The sequence below is a fragment of the Acidianus manzaensis genome (assembly GCF_002116695.1).
Lineage (GTDB): Archaea > Thermoproteota > Thermoprotei_A > Sulfolobales > Sulfolobaceae > Acidianus > Acidianus manzaensis.
Map to the genome: position 1 here is coordinate 1692743 of NZ_CP020477.1, position 16846 is coordinate 1709588.

General features: G+C 28.6%; 22 protein-coding genes. 12 read left to right on the forward strand and 10 right to left on the reverse strand.

Annotated features, from left to right (window positions below; translation table 11 throughout):
* Positions 1-18: 18 nt before the first annotated feature.
* Together B6F84_RS08490 and B6F84_RS08495 are read left to right on the forward strand one after the other, a co-directional pair.
* Positions 19-648 (forward strand): hypothetical protein, encoded by a 630-nt coding sequence (locus B6F84_RS08490; protein ID WP_236748925.1) that lies wholly within the window; start codon positions 19-21, stop codon positions 646-648.
* Between the two features lie 32 nt (positions 649-680).
* The gene (locus B6F84_RS08495) at positions 681-1142 is read left to right on the forward strand and encodes a DUF2258 domain-containing protein (protein ID WP_148691840.1); all 462 of its coding nucleotides are present in this window, start codon (positions 681-683) and stop codon (positions 1140-1142) included.
* Between the two features lie 8 nt (positions 1143-1150).
* On the opposite strand, the gene B6F84_RS08500 is transcribed toward B6F84_RS08495, so the two are convergent.
* Both B6F84_RS08500 and lrs14 read right to left on the reverse strand, forming a co-directional pair.
* Positions 1151-1453 carry a hypothetical protein gene (locus B6F84_RS08500; protein WP_187152660.1) on the reverse strand — a complete coding sequence of 101 codons (303 nt, stop codon included), beginning with the start codon at positions 1451-1453 and terminating at the stop codon, positions 1151-1153.
* Between the two features lie 84 nt (positions 1454-1537).
* On the reverse strand, positions 1538-1918 hold the full coding sequence (gene lrs14 / locus B6F84_RS08505) for an Lrs14 family HTH-type transcriptional regulator (RefSeq protein WP_148691841.1): 381 nt from the start codon (positions 1916-1918) through the stop codon (positions 1538-1540).
* A gap of 234 nt (positions 1919-2152) precedes the next feature.
* On the opposite strand from lrs14, the gene B6F84_RS08510 reads away from it, so the two are divergent.
* On the forward strand, positions 2153-2470 hold the full coding sequence (locus tag B6F84_RS08510; protein WP_148691842.1) for a transcriptional regulator: 318 nt from the start codon (positions 2153-2155) through the stop codon (positions 2468-2470).
* A 91-nt stretch (positions 2471-2561) separates the two neighbouring features.
* A complete protein-coding gene (locus tag B6F84_RS08515) occupies positions 2562-3146 on the forward strand; it encodes an FAD-dependent oxidoreductase (protein ID WP_148691843.1) in 585 nt (194 codons plus the stop codon).
* Between the two features lie 95 nt (positions 3147-3241).
* Here B6F84_RS08515 and B6F84_RS13860 read toward each other — a convergent pair whose 3' ends face one another.
* Positions 3242-4471 (reverse strand): hypothetical protein, encoded by a 1230-nt coding sequence (locus B6F84_RS13860; RefSeq protein WP_187152661.1) that lies wholly within the window; start codon positions 4469-4471, stop codon positions 3242-3244.
* A gap of 183 nt (positions 4472-4654) precedes the next feature.
* Between B6F84_RS13860 and B6F84_RS08525 the strand changes: the two genes are divergently transcribed.
* Positions 4655-5602 carry a mechanosensitive ion channel family protein gene (locus B6F84_RS08525; protein ID WP_148691845.1) on the forward strand — a complete coding sequence of 316 codons (948 nt, stop codon included), beginning with the start codon at positions 4655-4657 and terminating at the stop codon, positions 5600-5602.
* On the opposite strand, the gene B6F84_RS08530 is transcribed toward B6F84_RS08525, so the two are convergent.
* Positions 5587-6363, reverse strand: a complete 777-nt coding sequence (locus B6F84_RS08530) for a hypothetical protein (protein WP_148691846.1) — start codon at positions 6361-6363, stop codon at positions 5587-5589. The two genes, B6F84_RS08525 and B6F84_RS08530, sit on opposite strands and share 16 nt — an antisense overlap.
* A gap of 218 nt (positions 6364-6581) precedes the next feature.
* Between B6F84_RS08530 and B6F84_RS08535 the strand changes: the two genes are divergently transcribed.
* On the forward strand, positions 6582-8387 hold the full coding sequence (locus B6F84_RS08535) for a glycoside hydrolase family 15 protein (protein WP_148691847.1): 1806 nt from the start codon (positions 6582-6584) through the stop codon (positions 8385-8387).
* On the opposite strand, the gene B6F84_RS08540 is transcribed toward B6F84_RS08535, so the two are convergent.
* Positions 8373-9287, reverse strand: a complete 915-nt coding sequence (locus B6F84_RS08540; protein ID WP_148691848.1) for a glycosyltransferase family A protein — start codon at positions 9285-9287, stop codon at positions 8373-8375. The genes B6F84_RS08535 and B6F84_RS08540 overlap by 15 nt on opposite strands.
* Positions 9288-9358: 71 nt before the next feature.
* Between B6F84_RS08540 and B6F84_RS08545 the strand changes: the two genes are divergently transcribed.
* The 3 genes from B6F84_RS08545 (at position 9359) to tsaA (ending at position 11012) form a co-directional block, all read left to right on the forward strand.
* Positions 9359-9631, forward strand: coding sequence for a hypothetical protein (locus B6F84_RS08545; RefSeq protein WP_148691849.1), 273 nt, complete (start codon positions 9359-9361; stop codon positions 9629-9631).
* A 413-nt stretch (positions 9632-10044) separates the two neighbouring features.
* Positions 10045-10620, forward strand: a complete 576-nt coding sequence (locus B6F84_RS08555; RefSeq protein ID WP_148691851.1) for an XdhC family protein — start codon at positions 10045-10047, stop codon at positions 10618-10620.
* Positions 10617-11012 carry a tRNA (N6-threonylcarbamoyladenosine(37)-N6)-methyltransferase TrmO gene (tsaA, locus tag B6F84_RS08560; protein WP_148691852.1) on the forward strand — a complete coding sequence of 132 codons (396 nt, stop codon included), beginning with the start codon at positions 10617-10619 and terminating at the stop codon, positions 11010-11012. Before B6F84_RS08555 ends, tsaA begins: the two co-directional genes overlap by 4 nt.
* Here the strand turns inward: tsaA and B6F84_RS08565 are convergent.
* The 5 genes from B6F84_RS08565 to B6F84_RS08585 all read right to left on the reverse strand — a co-directional run bounded on the left by B6F84_RS08565 (position 11009) and on the right by B6F84_RS08585 (position 14304).
* Positions 11009-12061: a metallopeptidase TldD-related protein gene (locus B6F84_RS08565; protein WP_148691853.1), complete on the reverse strand. Its 1053-nt coding sequence runs from the start codon at positions 12059-12061 to the stop codon at positions 11009-11011. The two genes, tsaA and B6F84_RS08565, sit on opposite strands and share 4 nt — an antisense overlap.
* 74 nt (positions 12062-12135) lie before the next feature.
* Positions 12136-12375, reverse strand: coding sequence for a DUF2207 domain-containing protein (locus B6F84_RS08570; RefSeq protein WP_148691854.1), 240 nt, complete (start codon positions 12373-12375; stop codon positions 12136-12138).
* Between the two features lie 45 nt (positions 12376-12420).
* Complete coding sequence (gene priX, locus B6F84_RS08575) at positions 12421-12855, reverse strand: DNA primase noncatalytic subunit PriX (protein ID WP_148691855.1); 435 nt, start codon at positions 12853-12855, stop codon at positions 12421-12423.
* The gene (locus B6F84_RS08580; protein ID WP_148691856.1) at positions 12839-13789 is read right to left on the reverse strand and encodes a PP-loop family protein; all 951 of its coding nucleotides are present in this window, start codon (positions 13787-13789) and stop codon (positions 12839-12841) included. Before B6F84_RS08580 ends, priX begins: the two co-directional genes overlap by 17 nt.
* 32 nt (positions 13790-13821) lie before the next feature.
* A complete protein-coding gene (locus tag B6F84_RS08585) occupies positions 13822-14304 on the reverse strand; it encodes a hypothetical protein (protein WP_148691857.1) in 483 nt (160 codons plus the stop codon).
* Positions 14305-14380: 76 nt separating this feature from the next.
* Here B6F84_RS08585 and B6F84_RS08590 point away from each other — a divergent pair, with 76 nt between their 5' ends.
* From B6F84_RS08590 to B6F84_RS08600, 3 genes are all read left to right on the forward strand, one after another.
* Positions 14381-15052, forward strand: a complete 672-nt coding sequence (locus B6F84_RS08590; protein ID WP_148691858.1) for a hypothetical protein — start codon at positions 14381-14383, stop codon at positions 15050-15052.
* Positions 15053-15207: 155 nt separating this feature from the next.
* Positions 15208-16257 carry a DEAD/DEAH box helicase gene (locus tag B6F84_RS08595; protein WP_148691859.1) on the forward strand — a complete coding sequence of 350 codons (1050 nt, stop codon included), beginning with the start codon at positions 15208-15210 and terminating at the stop codon, positions 16255-16257.
* Positions 16258-16294: 37 nt separating this feature from the next.
* Positions 16295-16687, forward strand: a complete 393-nt coding sequence (locus tag B6F84_RS08600) for a MarR family transcriptional regulator (RefSeq protein WP_148691860.1) — start codon at positions 16295-16297, stop codon at positions 16685-16687.
* Positions 16688-16846 lie beyond the last annotated feature (159 nt).

Below are 16846 nucleotides of genomic sequence, written 5' to 3' on the forward strand. Positions count from 1 at the left end.
ATTCAAACATAAATAATTATGTATAATTTACTTGATTTATGTAGCAAAGCTAAAGCTCTAGGATATTTTGGATCTTACACTAGGGAAGATTATGTAGAAGATTTATCAGATATCAATGTGTTTGCAATATCATCAGATAAATCACTAATTTTGGAATTGGGTAGTTATGGATTATCTCCTTTGGTAATATCTGAAGAATCATTTAAGGATTTATGCTTAAAGGGAGATCCTATATGCTACTATATTTTATATGATTCTAAAATAGTATGCGGAGAATTACCTAAAGTAGACTTTATCTTTACTGATTATACTTGTGAAAGATTAGAAAAATCTGCAAAATCTTATCTCAAATTATCATATGATGCGTACTTTAGACAAGACGAAGTAGGTTCTCTAGTAAATTCTGTAAGAGCTTTAAGAAGTTTAATACAATTTAAATCTTGTAAAGATAAGAAAATCATACCAATAAGCGATAAAGATGTGGAAAAAACATGCAATGAACTAAATCTTAAATATTGTGATTCCTTGTCAGATTTATTACATCTAAAAAAGTCTAAATTACCTATAACATTATGGAGTATTAACAAATTATATGATATAATTAGTTCTGAGATAGCTTTAGATTTTCCTAAACCAGCATCTGAATAAAATTTAAAAGTAATTTTACATAAGATTATCTTATGGCAGAGAATCAAAGAGATATAGAAAGAGCAGAAGAATATGAACAAATGACACCTAGGACAGTTATCTTAGGCGAAAATAAATTCGAAATTTCTACTGGTCTCATAATAGCTGCAAGATATGCCGATAAACTAAGGCGTGTAGCTTTAGTGTCACTAAGCAAGATTGTACCAAAAGATATAATAATAAGAGATATTTCAGAACTTAATAAACAATTATACGATGAAATAGTAAATAAACTTAAATTAGATAAATTATCAGTTATAAGAATAACAGTAGAAGCATATTATAACAGTCAAGAAAAGAAGATAGTTTTTAGCAATCTAAAAATTAACAGATATTATACAGAAGACGAATGCAAAAAGGAATATGAAAATGTTATAAAAGAAAATCAGAAGTTAAAAAATGAAATAGAAGAGATCAAAAAACAACTAGCAGACCTTTATAGTAAAGTTGAATAATTTCTTTTTTAACCTTTTACTAAGCCAATTACAAATCCAATTATAAATGTTATTGTATTGTATGGTAATAGCTTAATATATGTTGAAGCTTCTCCTTGGGCCTTTGATGCTTCTTGGCCCAGAGTAATTAATGCATGTTCTACTGTTGATGGGGATATTGCACCAATAGCTATCAATATTATTATAATTGCAAGAATTATTAACCCTACTTGTATCACTTTTCGAATTAATAAACCTATTAATAACCCTAAAACAAATGATACTATAATAGATATAATGTCTGTTGATGTTATTGAAGATAAATCTATCATATTTAATAAAATGGAAAACTAGTCTTAAAAAATTTTTGTACTTATATTATTTCGAAAAATCTGAAATTATATACTTTACAAAAATCATGCTTCTACTGGTACTGCTATATGAGTTTTTAATCCATCTTTAACATTGTTTACTAGTTTTTGTAAGTCATCTGAAATCTTTTTGTATAAAGCGTCATTATCTATCCAATAAACGTAGCTAGGCCTTCCTTTTTTCTTATCTTCTTCTAATTTATCTCTAAATATTAAACCTTTATAGATCAAGTTATTAATAGATTTACTGATTGAGGCTTTAGTTACTTTTAATGACTCCGCCAATTCATCAGTTGTTACTTTTCCTTGCTTTCCCATTATTACGTGTAATACTTCTATGTCACTCTTAGACAAGCCATATAGAAATGCTAATACTTCATGGATGTCTACTTCTCTACCGTCTGGGAATTTTATTCTTTCTATCATTTTTCCTCTAATCTATATATGCTGTTTTTTAAACTTAAAAAAACTATGTAATTTTAAATAGTTAAAATAACATACTTACTTATATTTATTCATCTTTATGATCAAATGTACACAAATTTTTATATAAAATTAAGTATGCACTGTTAATCACTGTTAAATAATTAACCCTGTTAATTATGTCATGAATATGCTTATGTAAATTTAATATTTATTTTTGGAAAAAAAACTTTCTCTATGAAATGGGAAACACAATGCGAGATCGCATACGTTAAAGTAGTCCCGTTTATAAGATCTGCTATAATTAAGAAACTAGTTGAAAAGGGGATGCCTTTAAGAAAAGCTAGTAAAAGTGTAGGATTATCAATAACATCTTATGAAAAGCATGTAAATAGTAAAAACATAGAAGTATTAGAGAAAGATGATAATATAAGTGACATGATAGATGCATTAGCAAATAGGATATATTCTGGTGAAAAAATAGATCCTATAACATTCTGCATTTTATGTTCTAGTTCTAGAAAACTTCTTGGATTAGAACCTTGTAATTTCTAAATTTTAACTATAACTTATATTATAAAATAAAAATTTGTAATACTATCTATTTTTTCGAAAATCATTTTAGTAGGCTTACAATAATAGTACTATGGCGAAAATCATAAGCAAGGAAATAAAAAGAGATATAATGATATTGAAATTTGATCAGAAATTGCAATTTAATCCAGGAAATACAGTTGATGTTGTAATTGACAAAGATCGAAGAACATTTTCGATAGCAAGTACTATCTGGGAGAATTTTATAATGATAGCTACAAAAATTCGAAATTCTCCTTTTAAGCAGAAATTGCTAGTTATGAAAGAAGGTGACGAAGTAAATATAGAAGGTCCATTTCAAGATGAGTTTGTTATTAAAGAAGCCCCATTGCACGTTTTTATTGCTAAAGGAATAGGGATAACACCAGTCAGATCAATGGCTTTATATTTAGCTAAAAATGGGAAGAATGTGAAAATATATTATCAACCAGATGAAGATAATATAATTCCGTTCAAAGAAGATTTGCGAGATATTCTAAATATTTCGACGTTTTCAGAAAAAATATTTACAGAGAATAAAGATGCAATGTTTTATGTAAGTGGAGCACCGGAATTTACCAAAGATATTACTAAAATTGCAATGAATGCAAACGTAAAACCAGGCAGATTAGTAGTAGAACCATTTACTGGATATTAAATCAGACACTGAATATATTTCATCAAATTCAAAACTCGGCAAATTCATCACTACTAAAAAAGAGGTTTTATAGGTTTTAAGTTAATACGGTATTATTATATAATAAATGCATTGAGCCATCCTTTTCTTTTTAGTGAAGCAAGTATATCCTTCCTTAGACTTACTTTATCTTTTAAAGGACAATCTATACACTCTCTTATGTCTTCATTATTACTAGAATAGTACCAGTATGAAATAGGATCAACTATCTTTATTTGATTGTTTGAAATTTGTTCGGAAAAAGGTAAATCTATCATCATGGAGTGTATTTCTATTGCATCTTTTAATATACTACGTCCATCTGATTTTGCTAATCCTAAGTTAAGAAAATTAGAGAATAGTTTATCATAATCAGCAAAATTTATCACACAATTTTTTGCAGTTTGAGCAAAAGATGCAAATAAGTAAGAATTTAAAGTTAATTTTCCAGATTCGTGCAAATCTACTATACTCATGCCACTTAGTTTAAGTATTTTTTCATTTTTTCTTATAAATAATCCGACATAAAGTCTTCCCTTATTAAGACTATCAAAATCTAGGAATTCTATATCAGTAGTTTTTAATCCTCCTTTATATGTTCCAATAAAAAATCTTCCTAACCTCTTATTAACGTTTTTTCCATTAAAATCACCTTTTCCTTTATCGCCTAAATCTATAAATGATGCAGTAAAGAATGTAATATCATTTATTGTTGTAAAAGGATTACCTTGATGAGGATCTAATTTATTACTAAATAATGTCAAATATAACTGCTTGAAATCCACATTAGCAGGCGATATTTTATCATCTATAATACTAACGCTTTTTGTAATAAAGTCAAAGCTACTTATTGTGGATATCTCTGGTACATATGCTATTAACTTACCTTGATCAGTTAAAAGCGGTATAACATGAAAAGGTTTCTCAATAATTCTCAGTTTTTGTATTTTATCTGTAATATTTTCTTCCTCTTTTTTCTTTTCTATTTTTCTTTTTGGTTTTTCCTCTTTCTTTGGAATACAATCAGTAAATAATGCTGCATCAGATAACTTCAATTCGGTTATACTAGTGCCTAAATATGCGGATACTTCATCTATAAAATCAAGAATAGCTCTATGAAAGGTTGTCCGATCAAATTCTTTAAATATACTCTTGACTTCTCCGCTATGCAAACAGATGTAAGAAGTAAAAGAATACTCATTATTTTTAATTATTAAAATTGGAACATTGTCTTCCGTAGTTAAAGCTGCTACTGAGCCATTATCTGCATGTTCAATTAGATAGCTTAAAACATCATAAGCTTTCATGGGCTTTCATTATTTAAAAATGAAATTAAAGGTTTTCTTATTATATGGTTATTCAAAAGATAGAATAAGACTAAATAAAATAATATTCGTTTTTATAAATAATAAAAAAACAATAGATTAATTTTGATTGTTTGGTACTATTTTTATTTAACGTTTAAATATCTAGATGCATTAATCATCTTTATGGCCAAACTGTCTATAAGACAAATTATAGCTATAATACTATCAACAATAATTACAGCTATTTTAGTAGGAATAGGAGTCTTCTTATTGGCTAGCTTTAAAATAATACCAGCTAATTTTACGGCGTATTTTTACGCTGCAATATGGTTCGTAGCAGCTATAGTAGTTACATATTTGATTTCTAATATTATAAAATTAAGATTTTCCCATATAATAGGTGAAGCCAATGCTGGAAATATATCTTTTATCGCTAGGTTACTTGGATATGTAATAGCTTTTGTAGGATTCTTTGCTTTGGTAAGGGTTAGTATAGGTGCAGCTCTAGCTGCAGGTGGATTTGCTGGCTTAGTTTTAGGTTTAGCATCACAAGACGTATTAGCTAATATCTTTGGAGGGATAATGTTAGTGTTCTCTAGACCTTATAAGCTTGGAGATAGAATAACCGTGTCTACGTGGCAATATGGATTAGAAGCTCCAACTTATCCTCCAAAATTTTTCTCGAACGATTTTTTAATTCCAGGGTATACAGGAGAAGTTATTGATATTTCTTTATTATATACTACAATTTATACTGATGACAAAGTCCCCGTTAAAATTCCTAATAGTATAATGATTCAAGCTGCTATATTTGTACATAATCAAGAAGAAAAGAGGCAAGTTAGGACAAAATATGAAATTTCTAAAGACTTAGAACCAGAAATAGTTATAAATGCATTGAAGGAAAAAATTAAAAAATTAGATTATGTTATAGGAGAACCTTCTTTTAAAGTACTTGAAACTACTTTTAATACATATATTTTAGGAATTGACACGTTGTGTAAAACTATATACGAGGAGCCAGTGAGAGACCAAATATTAAGAATAACTATGAAAACAATGAAAGAAATTCAGGAAAAGCAAAAACAGATGCAAAATAATGGAGGCAAGCAAATTCAAGCATCTAAATGAGCTTTTAATAAATCTGTTATAGGTAATTCGTATATTTCCATTTTTATACTTCCTTTCTTAGTTATTAGCTTACCTAAAGCTTCAGAATTAGCATAAGATTTCTCTCCTTCTATAAGTAACATATCAGTTAATTGTCCATTATTTATATAACTCTTAAATGTAAAATCATTACCTTTTATCGATAAGATTCCTGTTATTTTTGGTACGTCTCTTAATACTTTGATAGCCTCATCAATATCTACTTCCTTTGAGTCCAATTTAACTAGTTTAATATCTTGCTTTGTAGTTTTAATGCTCTCTAGGTAAGGAATTATATGGCATTTTACTATATGAGATGCAAAATCCCCATAAGATGACTTAAAAAGCTTGTCAAATAATCCTAATTTGATATTAAATTCAGAATGTACACCAACTCTTATACCATTTGGCAAAGTGGAAAGATTAAACATTATTTTTAGGGTGACTTTTTCATCATTTGAGTTTCCTTCATACGTTATACTATTAGGAAATATGTCTGGCCCTTTCCATTTACCAATGAAAGATTTCACATTACCTTTTTCATCCTGGAAAACTAGTGAAGCTAGGTATTCATTAAGAGGTTTTTTAGCTTGTAAAGGAGGTACGAAAGTATTTGTCTCTTGATCATATACTTTTAGAAGTGCTAAATGTCCGGTAATACCAGCTAAAAGATATGGCTCAGCAAGAATGCTAATTAGTTCTGATTTATTTATTCTTAACGTAATTTCGTCAGTATATTCCATGACTATTAAATTAACTATATTCTATAAAAACTTTTCTCACTTTTTAAATTTCTTTTTATCAGAAAAAACTAAAATATATGTATTTTATTAAACTTAAAAATTTTACGCTTCTTAAATTACATCAATTTAGATGCTATGTAAAAATGATATGAATTATTATATGAATAAAGAATTATAAGGTAGTATTAATATATTCCTTTATAGATTAGATATCATAAATGACAAGGTACATAATTCTGGGTAATAACAAGCTAACTATATTAGCTGATAAAGATTATTATTTGAGAGAATTATATTATCCTTTAAGCACAGATAATCACTTGCATGTAGGAAGGATTGGTATTTGGGTCGATGGAAAATTTTATTGGATTCACGATTTAAATCCTAAGATATCCTTTGAAGAAGATTCTTTAAGTGCTAAAGTTAATTTTAGTGTTTCCGGAGTAAATGTTGAAATAAAAGATTCAGTTGATATGGCGTACGAAATACTATCTAGACGAGTAAAAGTTAATGGAAACAAAGAATTTACAATTTTCTTTGCATGGGATTATCATATTTATGGCACAGAATATGGTGATACCGCATTATATGATCCTGCTACTGATGCAATAATTCATTATAAGAGAGATAGGTGGTTTCTATTCACTTGTGATATACCATCTTATCAATACGCTACTGGATATAAGGAAGTTATGGGATATCAAGGCACATGGAAAGATTGCGAAGATGGGATTTTATCTGATAATCCTATAGCTCAAGGTGCTGTAGATTCAGCAATAAGTTTTAAGCTAAATACTGGAACAACATTTTATTGTTGGCTAATTGCTGGTACCAGTTATGGCGATTTAAGAAGAAAAAATGAGTATGTGCAAAATAAAACTCCTCAAGCTTTATTAGAAAGAACAGACAACTATTGGAAAGCTTGGTTATCAAAAGCAAAAAGTTATGAAGAGCCCGTAAGAAGATCTCTTCTAGTAATAACAGCTAATTGGCAAGATAATGGAGCATTACCTGCATCATTAGACACTGATATAATGAGATTTAATAAGGATACATATAATTATGTTTGGCATAGAGATGCAGCATTTTCCTCTATAGCCTTAACCCTGCTGGGATATGAAGATTTTAGTAGAAAATTTTTTGAATATTCTAGGCAATTATTATATACTGGGTTTCTATTTCAAAAATATACTGTTGATGGTTATTGGGGAAGCACCTGGCATCCATGGACTACAGGTTATATTCCAATTCAAGAGGACGAAACAGCACTTCTAATATATGCATTATGGGTTCATTTTTCTAGATTTTTAGATGTTAATTTTATAAAAGATTACTATAGGCCTTTAGTTAAAGCTGCAGCAGATTTTTTATCCTCCTATATTGATGAGAAAACAGGTCTTCCATTACCTTCTTACGATCTTTGGGAAGAAAGAAGAGGAACCCATTTCTTTACTTCTGCTGCTGTATATGCTGGACTAATATCAGCATCAAAGTTTGCAGAATTCTTTGGAGAAGAAAATGTAAAAGAGAAATACTTTAGTGTAGCTCAAGGTATAAGGAATGCTTTAGATATGTTTTATCAAGAGGATCATTTTGCTAGATCTTTAACGGATAATGGTTTCGATAAAACTGTAGATTCTAGTACTGTATTAGGTGCTATGTTAGTTTATGATCCTATGGATCCTAGAGTCGTTGAAAATAGAAAAACTGTAGAATCTAAATTGTTAGTTAATGGTGGAATAATAAGATATGAAAATGATTGGTACTTAAAGGAGAGCGACAAACCTAATCCTTGGTTTATAACTACATTATGGATAGCTCAGCAGAATATTGCAGAAGGTAATATAAATAGAGCTAAAGAGTATATTGATTGGGTTTTAAAAAATTCTCTACCAACAGGAATAATTCCAGAACAAATAACTCCATCTGGAAATTATCCGTCAGTATCTCCATTAGTTTGGAGTCATGCAGAGCTGATAAAGACTTATTATTTCCTTAAAAATGGATTTTCAAAGTTTGTCTAGTATTTCTTTTTGTTTTTTAAGTATTTCCCTAAAACTGTGCGGAATCATTTTTTCTTTTATTCCCTTTAATGCTAATTCTAAGCCTAACCTGGGTATTTCATCATCTACTATTTGTAAAAAATTCTCAAGTAATTTCTCATCTATCGGAAAAATAAAATTTACTCCAAATGGTAAAGTATGTTTTTCTAAAATTAGGTATTTTTCTATTTTAGTATTGGTAGTCCTAGATAATGATTCTTCTCCTTGATGAAATACTATTGCTTTATTGAAGGTTGCTGATGAATATCCTTCTTTTATTGCTTGTAATGCTAATATTGTCTCATTATAACTTCCTCTTAAAGTGAATTCGATAATTTGCTTTTTTTCAAAAATTTTAGGTTTTAAACTCATATTAACTCCTGCTATAGCTAATGATTTTTCAAAATCTTTTTCTCCTATATTTTCTCTATCTACTGATAATCCAGTTTTAGTTAAAAACGCAGTATATTCAGAAAATGCGATATTATAAGGTTTCATAAACTCAGTATTTTTATATCGCATAAACAAGCTATTAGGATAATTTTTCCATTTTTTTCCTATTACCTTTCCGGAGGCTATAGCAACATTAGGATTCTTCTCATGAAAATCTAAGTGTTCTTCTATCCATTTTTCTGAAACTATAGCATCATCATCAGTAAATAATACAAGATCTTCATCTCCATTTATATTCTTTAATGCTAAATTTATTGCTTCTTCAAAATATCCATTACTTTGTTTGATTACATTTATATCATTTACTGTTAAATCGTTTTTTGTTATGAGTATTATTTCAAAATCTTTATACGTTTGCTTATTTAAAGAGCAAATTGTTTGTTTTAATGTATGCCTCCCTAAAGTAGGGATAAAAACCTTTATTGACATATGTTAACTTAGAATTATTTGCATTTAAAAAAATGAGTAAATTATTTTAAAACACAATATTTTTATATTATATGCCATGGATGCCTGCAAGATCAGCTGACAAATTAGTTATAAGCCAATGCATGAAGTTAGAAAAAGGGAAAGTAATAAGAGTAGAATCTTTTAAAGGAGATAGATGGATAGAAATCAGAAAGTTAGATGAAAACAATTACGAAATTACAGAAAAGGGATATAATAATACAACATATAATATTACGTCAGAAGACTTAAAAAGCTTAATAAGGAAATTATTTGATATTGAGTTTCCAAGAAGCCATCAAGTAAGAGTAAACATAACTTCATAATATTAACATATTCCTATTATAAAGTAATACACGTCAATATATTAAATATGGACATTATATTTGATGATATAATCGATGTAAGTATTCTAAGAAATAAATATGCAGAATATGAATCTAGCATTAAGTCTAACTTTATGTCAGCTATTAAAGATTTTTTATCTTTTGTAAAATATATAAAGGAACATACTAAATCGTCTAAACTTTTAGAGATTTTAAATGAGCAAGAAAAGATATCTAAAAAGATTCTCCTAGTATACAAGATAAGATTTATCCTACTAATATTCTATAGAGATATAATTGAAAAAATGATTAACAGATTATTAAGTTTGATAAATGCATTTATATCTATGATCTAAGGGAACACATGATTTTACCATTATTATTTTTATTTTCCTTTTCCTTATATTTTTCTTATGAGAATTGTAATATTCGCCTCTAGTAGAGAGGCAGAAATGGAAGAGCCAGTATTTTGCGACAAGGATAGTGTAAGGGTTGATTCTTCAAAATGTTCAGGTAAAACATTAACAATAGCTTCTCCATTATCTAGATATTTAAAAGATTTAGGTTTTAACGTGACAGTAATAGACCCTTTTGCGGAAGATGGCGATTATGATGCTGATCAAATAATTAAAGGAACAGTATTTACTATTCCGGATGAGCTAATTAAAGATAGTTACGTAATTGTAGCTACTAAACATGTTTATGATACGTGGGCTATAATGAAAAGTATACAAGCAAAAGCGAAAAGCATATCTGTGGTAATGAGCCTAAAAAGAGCTAAGATTATTTTAAAGAGGCTTATAGAAGCTGGAATATCGAAGGACGAATTAAAGGCTTTAAGAATACCTGCAGGATTAGATATAGGAGCTAAAACAGATAAGGAAATAGCATTAAGTATAGTGGCAGAGATTCTTTCCGTAGACAGGAATACTACTGGTATGCCATTGAGAGAAATTAAGGGCTTTGAAAAGATGGTTGATGAACTTTGAACTTTATTCCTATTGGGTATGTTAGAAGAGGCGAAGGATGTAGCCTAGACGAAGAAGTAGAAATTTATGTAAATAAAGAATTTGAAGATGGATTAAAAGGAATAGAATGTTTTTCTCATTTGATAGTAATATATTATTTGCATCAAGCTAAATTTAATGGATTAATTAAGAATAGGCATGGCTTAGAGGTAGGAGTTTTTGCTACAAGGTCACCTAACAGACCAAACCCAATTGGTATTTCTGTAGTTGAATTAATTAAAAGAAACGGAAATATTCTCAAAGTGAAGAGAATAAATGCTTACAATCAAACTCCAGTACTAGATATAAAACCCTACGATGCATGGGATTCGGTATGTAATCCAAAAGTTCCTAGTTGGCATAATGCGCATTAATAAATTATAGGTTTTGCTTTTAGTCTAATAAATGGAGTTATTGCTCCATGCAATTCATCTATGTAAGCACTTTTCATGTCTTTAGATATTGCATCTATAGTAATTAAGTCTTGTAACGTTATTGCGATTTCTCTTACAAATATTCTTCCACTATTTAGTAATAACGCATTTTTAGGAAATCTTCTTATACTATTTTTTATTATTTCGCTTCTTGTTGAGCCTAATACTAAAAGACCAAATTTTGTATCATCTAATAATTCCTTAAAATTCCAGTCTCCTGGTTTAACTTCTAAATTGAAATAATCTGGATGAGGTAATATACCTCTTGCATTACCTGGATTACCGTATTTGGACGTAAGAGTACCAAGATACTCTGTTACTGTTCCATCTGAGATTACTTGTTTTTTTCTAGTTTTTACACCTTCATCGTCAAAAACTTGAGATCCTATTAGATATGGATTTCGTGGATTATCAAAAATTGAAATATCTTCTGAAAATATTCTTTCTCCTAGTTTTAATTTGGGATTATCTCCTTTAATAAAATTCATTAGTTGATGAAACAAATTAGCAGTGGCTTCTGGATCTAAAATTACATAAGTCCTATCTATAGGCCATACTCTCTCTATACCACTTATTTTTTGTACACTCGATAACTCATTTAATAATCCAACTGCACTTTTTATATCAGATAAATTTCCTATAAATGCGAATTTTTCATTTTCGTATTCGATATAATTCATTATTTTTTCTTCTACACAAGATATAGAATCTTCGAATGAAATTTTTCTGCTTACCTTTTTTACTTTTATATTAGCATCTTGAATCTGAGATAATATGTCAATAGCATTATTCCACTCGTTTATTGATGGATGAATAAACGATTCGCAAACATCATAATTTTTCTCTATTTTATCTTCTTTATCTATTTTTTTATTTATATACCAATTTCCATTTTTAAAGTATCTGACAGTTTTTATCTCATAGTACTCGTTAAATACACCATTAGATGTAGAATTAATTATATTCTCTTTAACTTCGTAAGTTTGCATAGTGTAAATATTTTAATACCTAAAATAAAATGTTTTCTTAAATTCTTATAAGGAGGAATAAAAAAGTTAGTTACTTAAATCGCTAGTCTTCCAAATTTACTTCTTAGAAATACTCCTACTATAAAGAAGAATATAGCAAAACCTACTATTACTGGAGCTACTGCTCTCCAGGGTCCAAAATTAGTTAGATAATCCGCTAACATTATTGATAATATAAAGAAGAATAATAAAGGTCCTATAACGACTCCCCACGTAAATTTACTCCATCTTTTACTATCAGTTTCTTCTTGTTTCTCTTCTTCTCTAGAAGACATATTTTACTCTACTCTTTTACATTAATAAGTCTTATTTAAACAAATTTAACTTAAAATCTTAGAAACTTCTTCATACAATTCTCTATCTTTTTCTTGCAATTTTTTCAGTGACGGTGGCCTAAGTCCTTTTGACTTAACACCTTTTATTACTGACCTTATCCATGCATCGTATATTTTTCCAGAACCATTTTTATAATAAAATTCCTTTAGTCTTTCTAATGCTTCATCTTCGCTTAATCCTTTTACATTAACTAAATATCTAGAAGCTACGTAAAGGATAAACCTTTTTCTACCATCATTTATACCATTTTCCAAAACTTTTTCTATCCATGAGTAATTTACTTTACTAGGTAATGGAGGAAATACGCCATTCACTTCAAAAATTTCATTTCCCTTTTCATCATAAACTTTTGATAAGCCGTTTTCATAAATTACATAACCTGCAGGAGTATCGTCCGGATATCTAAGTTGGATTTTCATGTGCCTTCACCGTCAATTTTAATCTAGTTGCACAAAAAGAGCATATATCTCTATTATTGTTTGTAGGCATTCCGCATATTTTACATTTTCCTAGTGTTAATTTTGGTATGTCTGCCATTAAAGGTCTAAATTTGTCCTCGAAATTTTGTACTAAAGATACCATAAATCCAGGAATTTTATCTTCCATTTCTTCAATGGATCTCCTTATTTTGTCTTGAGTTTCTCCACCTACTCTAAAAGTATGAGGGCAAGATTGATATAGAAATGGAATTTGTTTTACAATAGCATATGTCATTGTTTCTTTTTCCGAAGATAAGAATAATGGCTTTATTTTTTTAATATAACCATTTTCAGCAGGCGAAACAGGAGATAATCTGGCTAAACTTAAAATATCTCCATTATAATAGCCCGTAAGTACATATTGAGAGATATCATTTAAGTTGTGTCCGGTAGCTAAAGTATCAGCACCTTCTTCTTTTGCTGCTTTTTCTAATACGTATCTTTTTGTTAATCCACAAGTGCTACATACTGGTCTTCTTATTTTGAATCTAGCTTCATCAATAGTAAATCCATATTCCTCTTTTATTTTAATTATTTTGTATTTTATTCCTAACATCTCGTAATTTTTTACTGCAAAATCTACACTATTTGATGAATATTTTTTACCCATGTCTATACCTAGATCAATAGTAATTCCTACTAAATCTATACCTTTTTTTAAAGCAATATTATTCATTACATGAAGTAAAGTAGTACTATCTTTTCCTCCGGAAACAGCTATGGCTAACTTTTTAGTTCCATCTAACATATGATATTTATCAATAGTCTTTTCAATTCTATTTTCAAACCATTCAATAAAGTGTTTATTACATAGATACAAATTAGCATATCCTATCTTAATTATTGCAGGATTATTGCACTTTGTACATCTCATTAACATAAGGTAAGGATTAGGAAAATAAAAAACTAGATTTCTGTTATCTTTTTAACAAATTTGCACTTTGAAAGTAGAAGGATCTTGTTTATTCCTTTAGGTATTATTAGCTCGTCAACACCTATAATAGAGTCAATATTTTTTAGTGTATCTTCATCAATGTTTAACTGAAGCTTTCTTATATTTCTAAACGATATTATTTTACCAGATTTGATAATTTCATCCTTATTTAATGTTAGTTCGTCAACATTAGAAATTATAAGCAAATTTTTCTTACTATCTTTGTATCCTTCAATAAAAGACTTACCTGTATCTTTCACTCCTGAAATTAACTTATCTATTTTCTCTTCTGCACTATCAGTTAAACCTAAAAAACTAGATAATGCTTGATTGACTATATCTCCTACGGTTTTTCCTGTCTGCCTAGCAGTTATTACAGCTTTATCATATAAGGAAGAATCTACTCCTCTAACAGTTATGGTTTTCTTTTTTTCTTCGTCATTATTGTTTGACATGTTATACATGTTTTCTTTCTCATTTTAAAATTTTTCTTCTATAAAGCTTAAAAGGTATTTTTAGTATTACTTTTTAATGCAATTATTAGTAGAGCTTCATCCCAAAAGCAAAATCGAAAAGATAAAGAAAGAGATCGAAGATTTAAGTCAATTTGATGGCTACGACATACCAGACTTACCTTTAGGAATCCCATCAGTTCTTCCAGTATCCATAGCATCTTTAGCTAGAGATAAATTCGAAGATAAAAGAATAATAATAAACCAAAGACTCTTAGACGTTAACGAGTTATACGTTCATGGACTATCAATTACTGCTAAGGCATTCAATTTAGAAATAGCATTTACTAAAGGAGATAAGCCGAAAATTGGTAAGGAAGTTGGATATTTATCTTCAGAAGATGCAGTTAGCATAGCTAAGCAATATAATATAAGATCTGGAATGATGCTAAGTTTAAGGAAATCAAAGATAGAGGTCCAATCAAGGCTAGAATTTACTAATGCTGATTTTTTCCTTGGCTTAAACTTCTCAAATGTAGAAGAATTAAAATCCTTAGTAAATATGGAAAAAATCATACCTTATATAATTATAAAAACTGAAAGAAACAAAGATATTTTAGCTAGTATATCCCAGCCATCAATATCAATAGAAAAAGTAAAAAATGTAATAACAGAATTAGAAGATATTGGTGTTAAATCTGTTTTATTGTCTTCTCCAAAAGATTTAGATGCTTTAAGGAAAATTAGTTAAAAATATATTTATATAAGAATGTAAATATTACTATATAAGATTTTTCTTCATTTTTATCTAATTTATATAGAAATTTTATGTTAAAAAAGTTCCTTAATAATAGTAATGTTAATTGTATATAAAGATTTATAAGCTTTAAAAATGAATAGCGGGGTATGTTTAAAAACTTAAGCGAAGATTTGATTAAGGCGTTGAATGACGCAAATTACGTTAATCCTACTAAAGTCCAAGAAAGGGCAATTCCTTTGCTTTTACAAGGTAAAAGCGTATTAGCTCAAGCAAAAACAGGATCAGGAAAAACAGCAGCGTATTTGATACCAGCAATAGAAAGGAAAGAACATACTTTAGTTTTAGTTCCAACTAGAGAATTAGCATATCAAGTAAAAGATGAAGCTAAAAAATTAAGCAAATATTCTAATGTTTCTATTGGCGTGATAATAGGTGGAGTTTCATATTCTGGTCAAGAAAAAGAGGGTAAAAGCGATATAGTTATAGGGACTCCTGGAAGAATACTTGATTTATGGGGGAAAGGAGATTTAGATTTATCAGATTTTAGTTTTGCGGTGGTCGATGAAGTAGATAGAATGTTTGATATGGGATTCATCGATGATATTAAAATGATATTAAGCCATTGTAATCCTAATTTTTACGGTTTCTTTTCAGCTACAGTACCAGAAGAAATAGAAAATTTAGCCAGAGAATTTAGCCCAAATATAGATTTTCTACAATTAGATGAATATAAACCAGTGGAAATTGATCACTTATTTGTAGAAGTAAAAGGTTGGAGAGATAAAATTGAAAAACTAAAAAACAAAGTTAATGACTCTAATAAATCAATAATATTTGTAAATACTAAGAAAAAAGCAGAGGAATTATATGATCAAATTTCTGATTATTACGATGTATCACTTTTACACGGAGATTTATCACAAAAAGAGAGATTAAGGAATTTAACTTCATTTAGGAAAGGAAGAACAAATATTCTAGTATCAACAGACTTAGCATCTAGAGGAATAGATGTGATAGATGTAGATGAAGTTATAAATTTTGATGTACCGAGAGATGTAGAAACCTATATTCATAGAGTAGGTAGAACAGGAAGAATGGGAAGAAAAGGTATTGCAGTAACATTTTACACTAGAAGAGAAATATTAATGATAAATAAAATTAAAGAATTAATAAGTAAAAAGATAGAGATATCCTAGCAATAATTAAATACTCCTTTTTCTAACTTTTATCTGTATGAACGCAAGAGATAAAATACTAGCTTTACTTGACGATAAAGGAGAACTAACAGATGCGGAAATAGCTGAAAATTTAAGGGAAGATATAGAAGATATTCAACTGATTTTAAAGGGAATGGAAAAAGAAGGTTTAGTAGTACAGAAACAAAAAGGAATTATTTTTAAAAAGAAAGTTTATGCATTAACTCCTACAGGTTTAGAAAAAGCTAAGACTATAAAAGAAGAGTTACAAAACAAAGCTAATAAACTGATGGAAGCCATACAAAGAGGCGATGATCCACAGACAATATACGAAGAGTTTGGAGATGTACTTCCATTAATGATGGCTATGTCATTAATAGACATGATGATGCTTCAAAGCATGTTAATGTTCGATTTCTTCAACTTTTAAAGTAATTAAAAATTAATTTGCTTAACGTTAACTTTTATTTCATTATTCTTTAACAAAGTTATACATAATACATGTTAGATTATTTTTAGTTATCTCTATATGTTATCATGATTCTCTTTTTTTATGAACTCTCCAAAAGTAGTAAAAATCCAAAGAAAA

What these genes read in the sequence shown, in the direction of transcription:
- B6F84_RS08515 (WP_148691843.1), top strand. Translation starts at nt 2,562, where the DNA reads ATGGCGAAAATCATAAGCAAGGAAATAAAAAGAGATATAATGATATTG.
- B6F84_RS08535 (WP_148691847.1), top strand. Translation starts at nt 6,582, where the DNA reads ATGACAAGGTACATAATTCTGGGTAATAACAAGCTAACTATATTAGCT.
- B6F84_RS08510 (WP_148691842.1), top strand. Translation starts at nt 2,153, where the DNA reads ATGAAATGGGAAACACAATGCGAGATCGCATACGTTAAAGTAGTCCCG.
- B6F84_RS08495 (WP_148691840.1), top strand. Translation starts at nt 681, where the DNA reads ATGGCAGAGAATCAAAGAGATATAGAAAGAGCAGAAGAATATGAACAA.
- B6F84_RS08585 (WP_148691857.1), bottom strand. Translation starts at nt 14,304, where the DNA reads ATGTCAAACAATAATGACGAAGAAAAAAAGAAAACCATAACTGTTAGA.
- B6F84_RS08565 (WP_148691853.1), bottom strand. Translation starts at nt 12,061, where the DNA reads ATGCAAACTTACGAAGTTAAAGAGAATATAATTAATTCTACATCTAAT.
- B6F84_RS08540 (WP_148691848.1), bottom strand. Translation starts at nt 9,287, where the DNA reads ATGTCAATAAAGGTTTTTATCCCTACTTTAGGGAGGCATACATTAAAA.
- B6F84_RS08595 (WP_148691859.1), top strand. Translation starts at nt 15,208, where the DNA reads ATGTTTAAAAACTTAAGCGAAGATTTGATTAAGGCGTTGAATGACGCA.
- lrs14 (WP_148691841.1), bottom strand. Translation starts at nt 1,918, where the DNA reads ATGATAGAAAGAATAAAATTCCCAGACGGTAGAGAAGTAGACATCCAT.
- B6F84_RS08545 (WP_148691849.1), top strand. Translation starts at nt 9,359, where the DNA reads ATGCCATGGATGCCTGCAAGATCAGCTGACAAATTAGTTATAAGCCAA.
- B6F84_RS08570 (WP_148691854.1), bottom strand. Translation starts at nt 12,375, where the DNA reads ATGTCTTCTAGAGAAGAAGAGAAACAAGAAGAAACTGATAGTAAAAGA.
- B6F84_RS08525 (WP_148691845.1), top strand. Translation starts at nt 4,655, where the DNA reads ATGGCCAAACTGTCTATAAGACAAATTATAGCTATAATACTATCAACA.
- B6F84_RS08580 (WP_148691856.1), bottom strand. Translation starts at nt 13,789, where the DNA reads ATGAGATGTACAAAGTGCAATAATCCTGCAATAATTAAGATAGGATAT.
- B6F84_RS08590 (WP_148691858.1), top strand. Translation starts at nt 14,381, where the DNA reads ATGCAATTATTAGTAGAGCTTCATCCCAAAAGCAAAATCGAAAAGATA.
- priX (WP_148691855.1), bottom strand. Translation starts at nt 12,855, where the DNA reads ATGAAAATCCAACTTAGATATCCGGACGATACTCCTGCAGGTTATGTA.
- B6F84_RS13860 (WP_187152661.1), bottom strand. Translation starts at nt 4,471, where the DNA reads ATGAAAGCTTATGATGTTTTAAGCTATCTAATTGAACATGCAGATAAT.
- B6F84_RS08490 (WP_236748925.1), top strand. Translation starts at nt 19, where the DNA reads ATGTATAATTTACTTGATTTATGTAGCAAAGCTAAAGCTCTAGGATAT.
- B6F84_RS08555 (WP_148691851.1), top strand. Translation starts at nt 10,045, where the DNA reads ATGAGAATTGTAATATTCGCCTCTAGTAGAGAGGCAGAAATGGAAGAG.
- B6F84_RS08600 (WP_148691860.1), top strand. Translation starts at nt 16,295, where the DNA reads ATGAACGCAAGAGATAAAATACTAGCTTTACTTGACGATAAAGGAGAA.
- B6F84_RS08530 (WP_148691846.1), bottom strand. Translation starts at nt 6,363, where the DNA reads ATGGAATATACTGACGAAATTACGTTAAGAATAAATAAATCAGAACTA.
- B6F84_RS08500 (WP_187152660.1), bottom strand. Translation starts at nt 1,453, where the DNA reads ATGATAGATTTATCTTCAATAACATCAACAGACATTATATCTATTATA.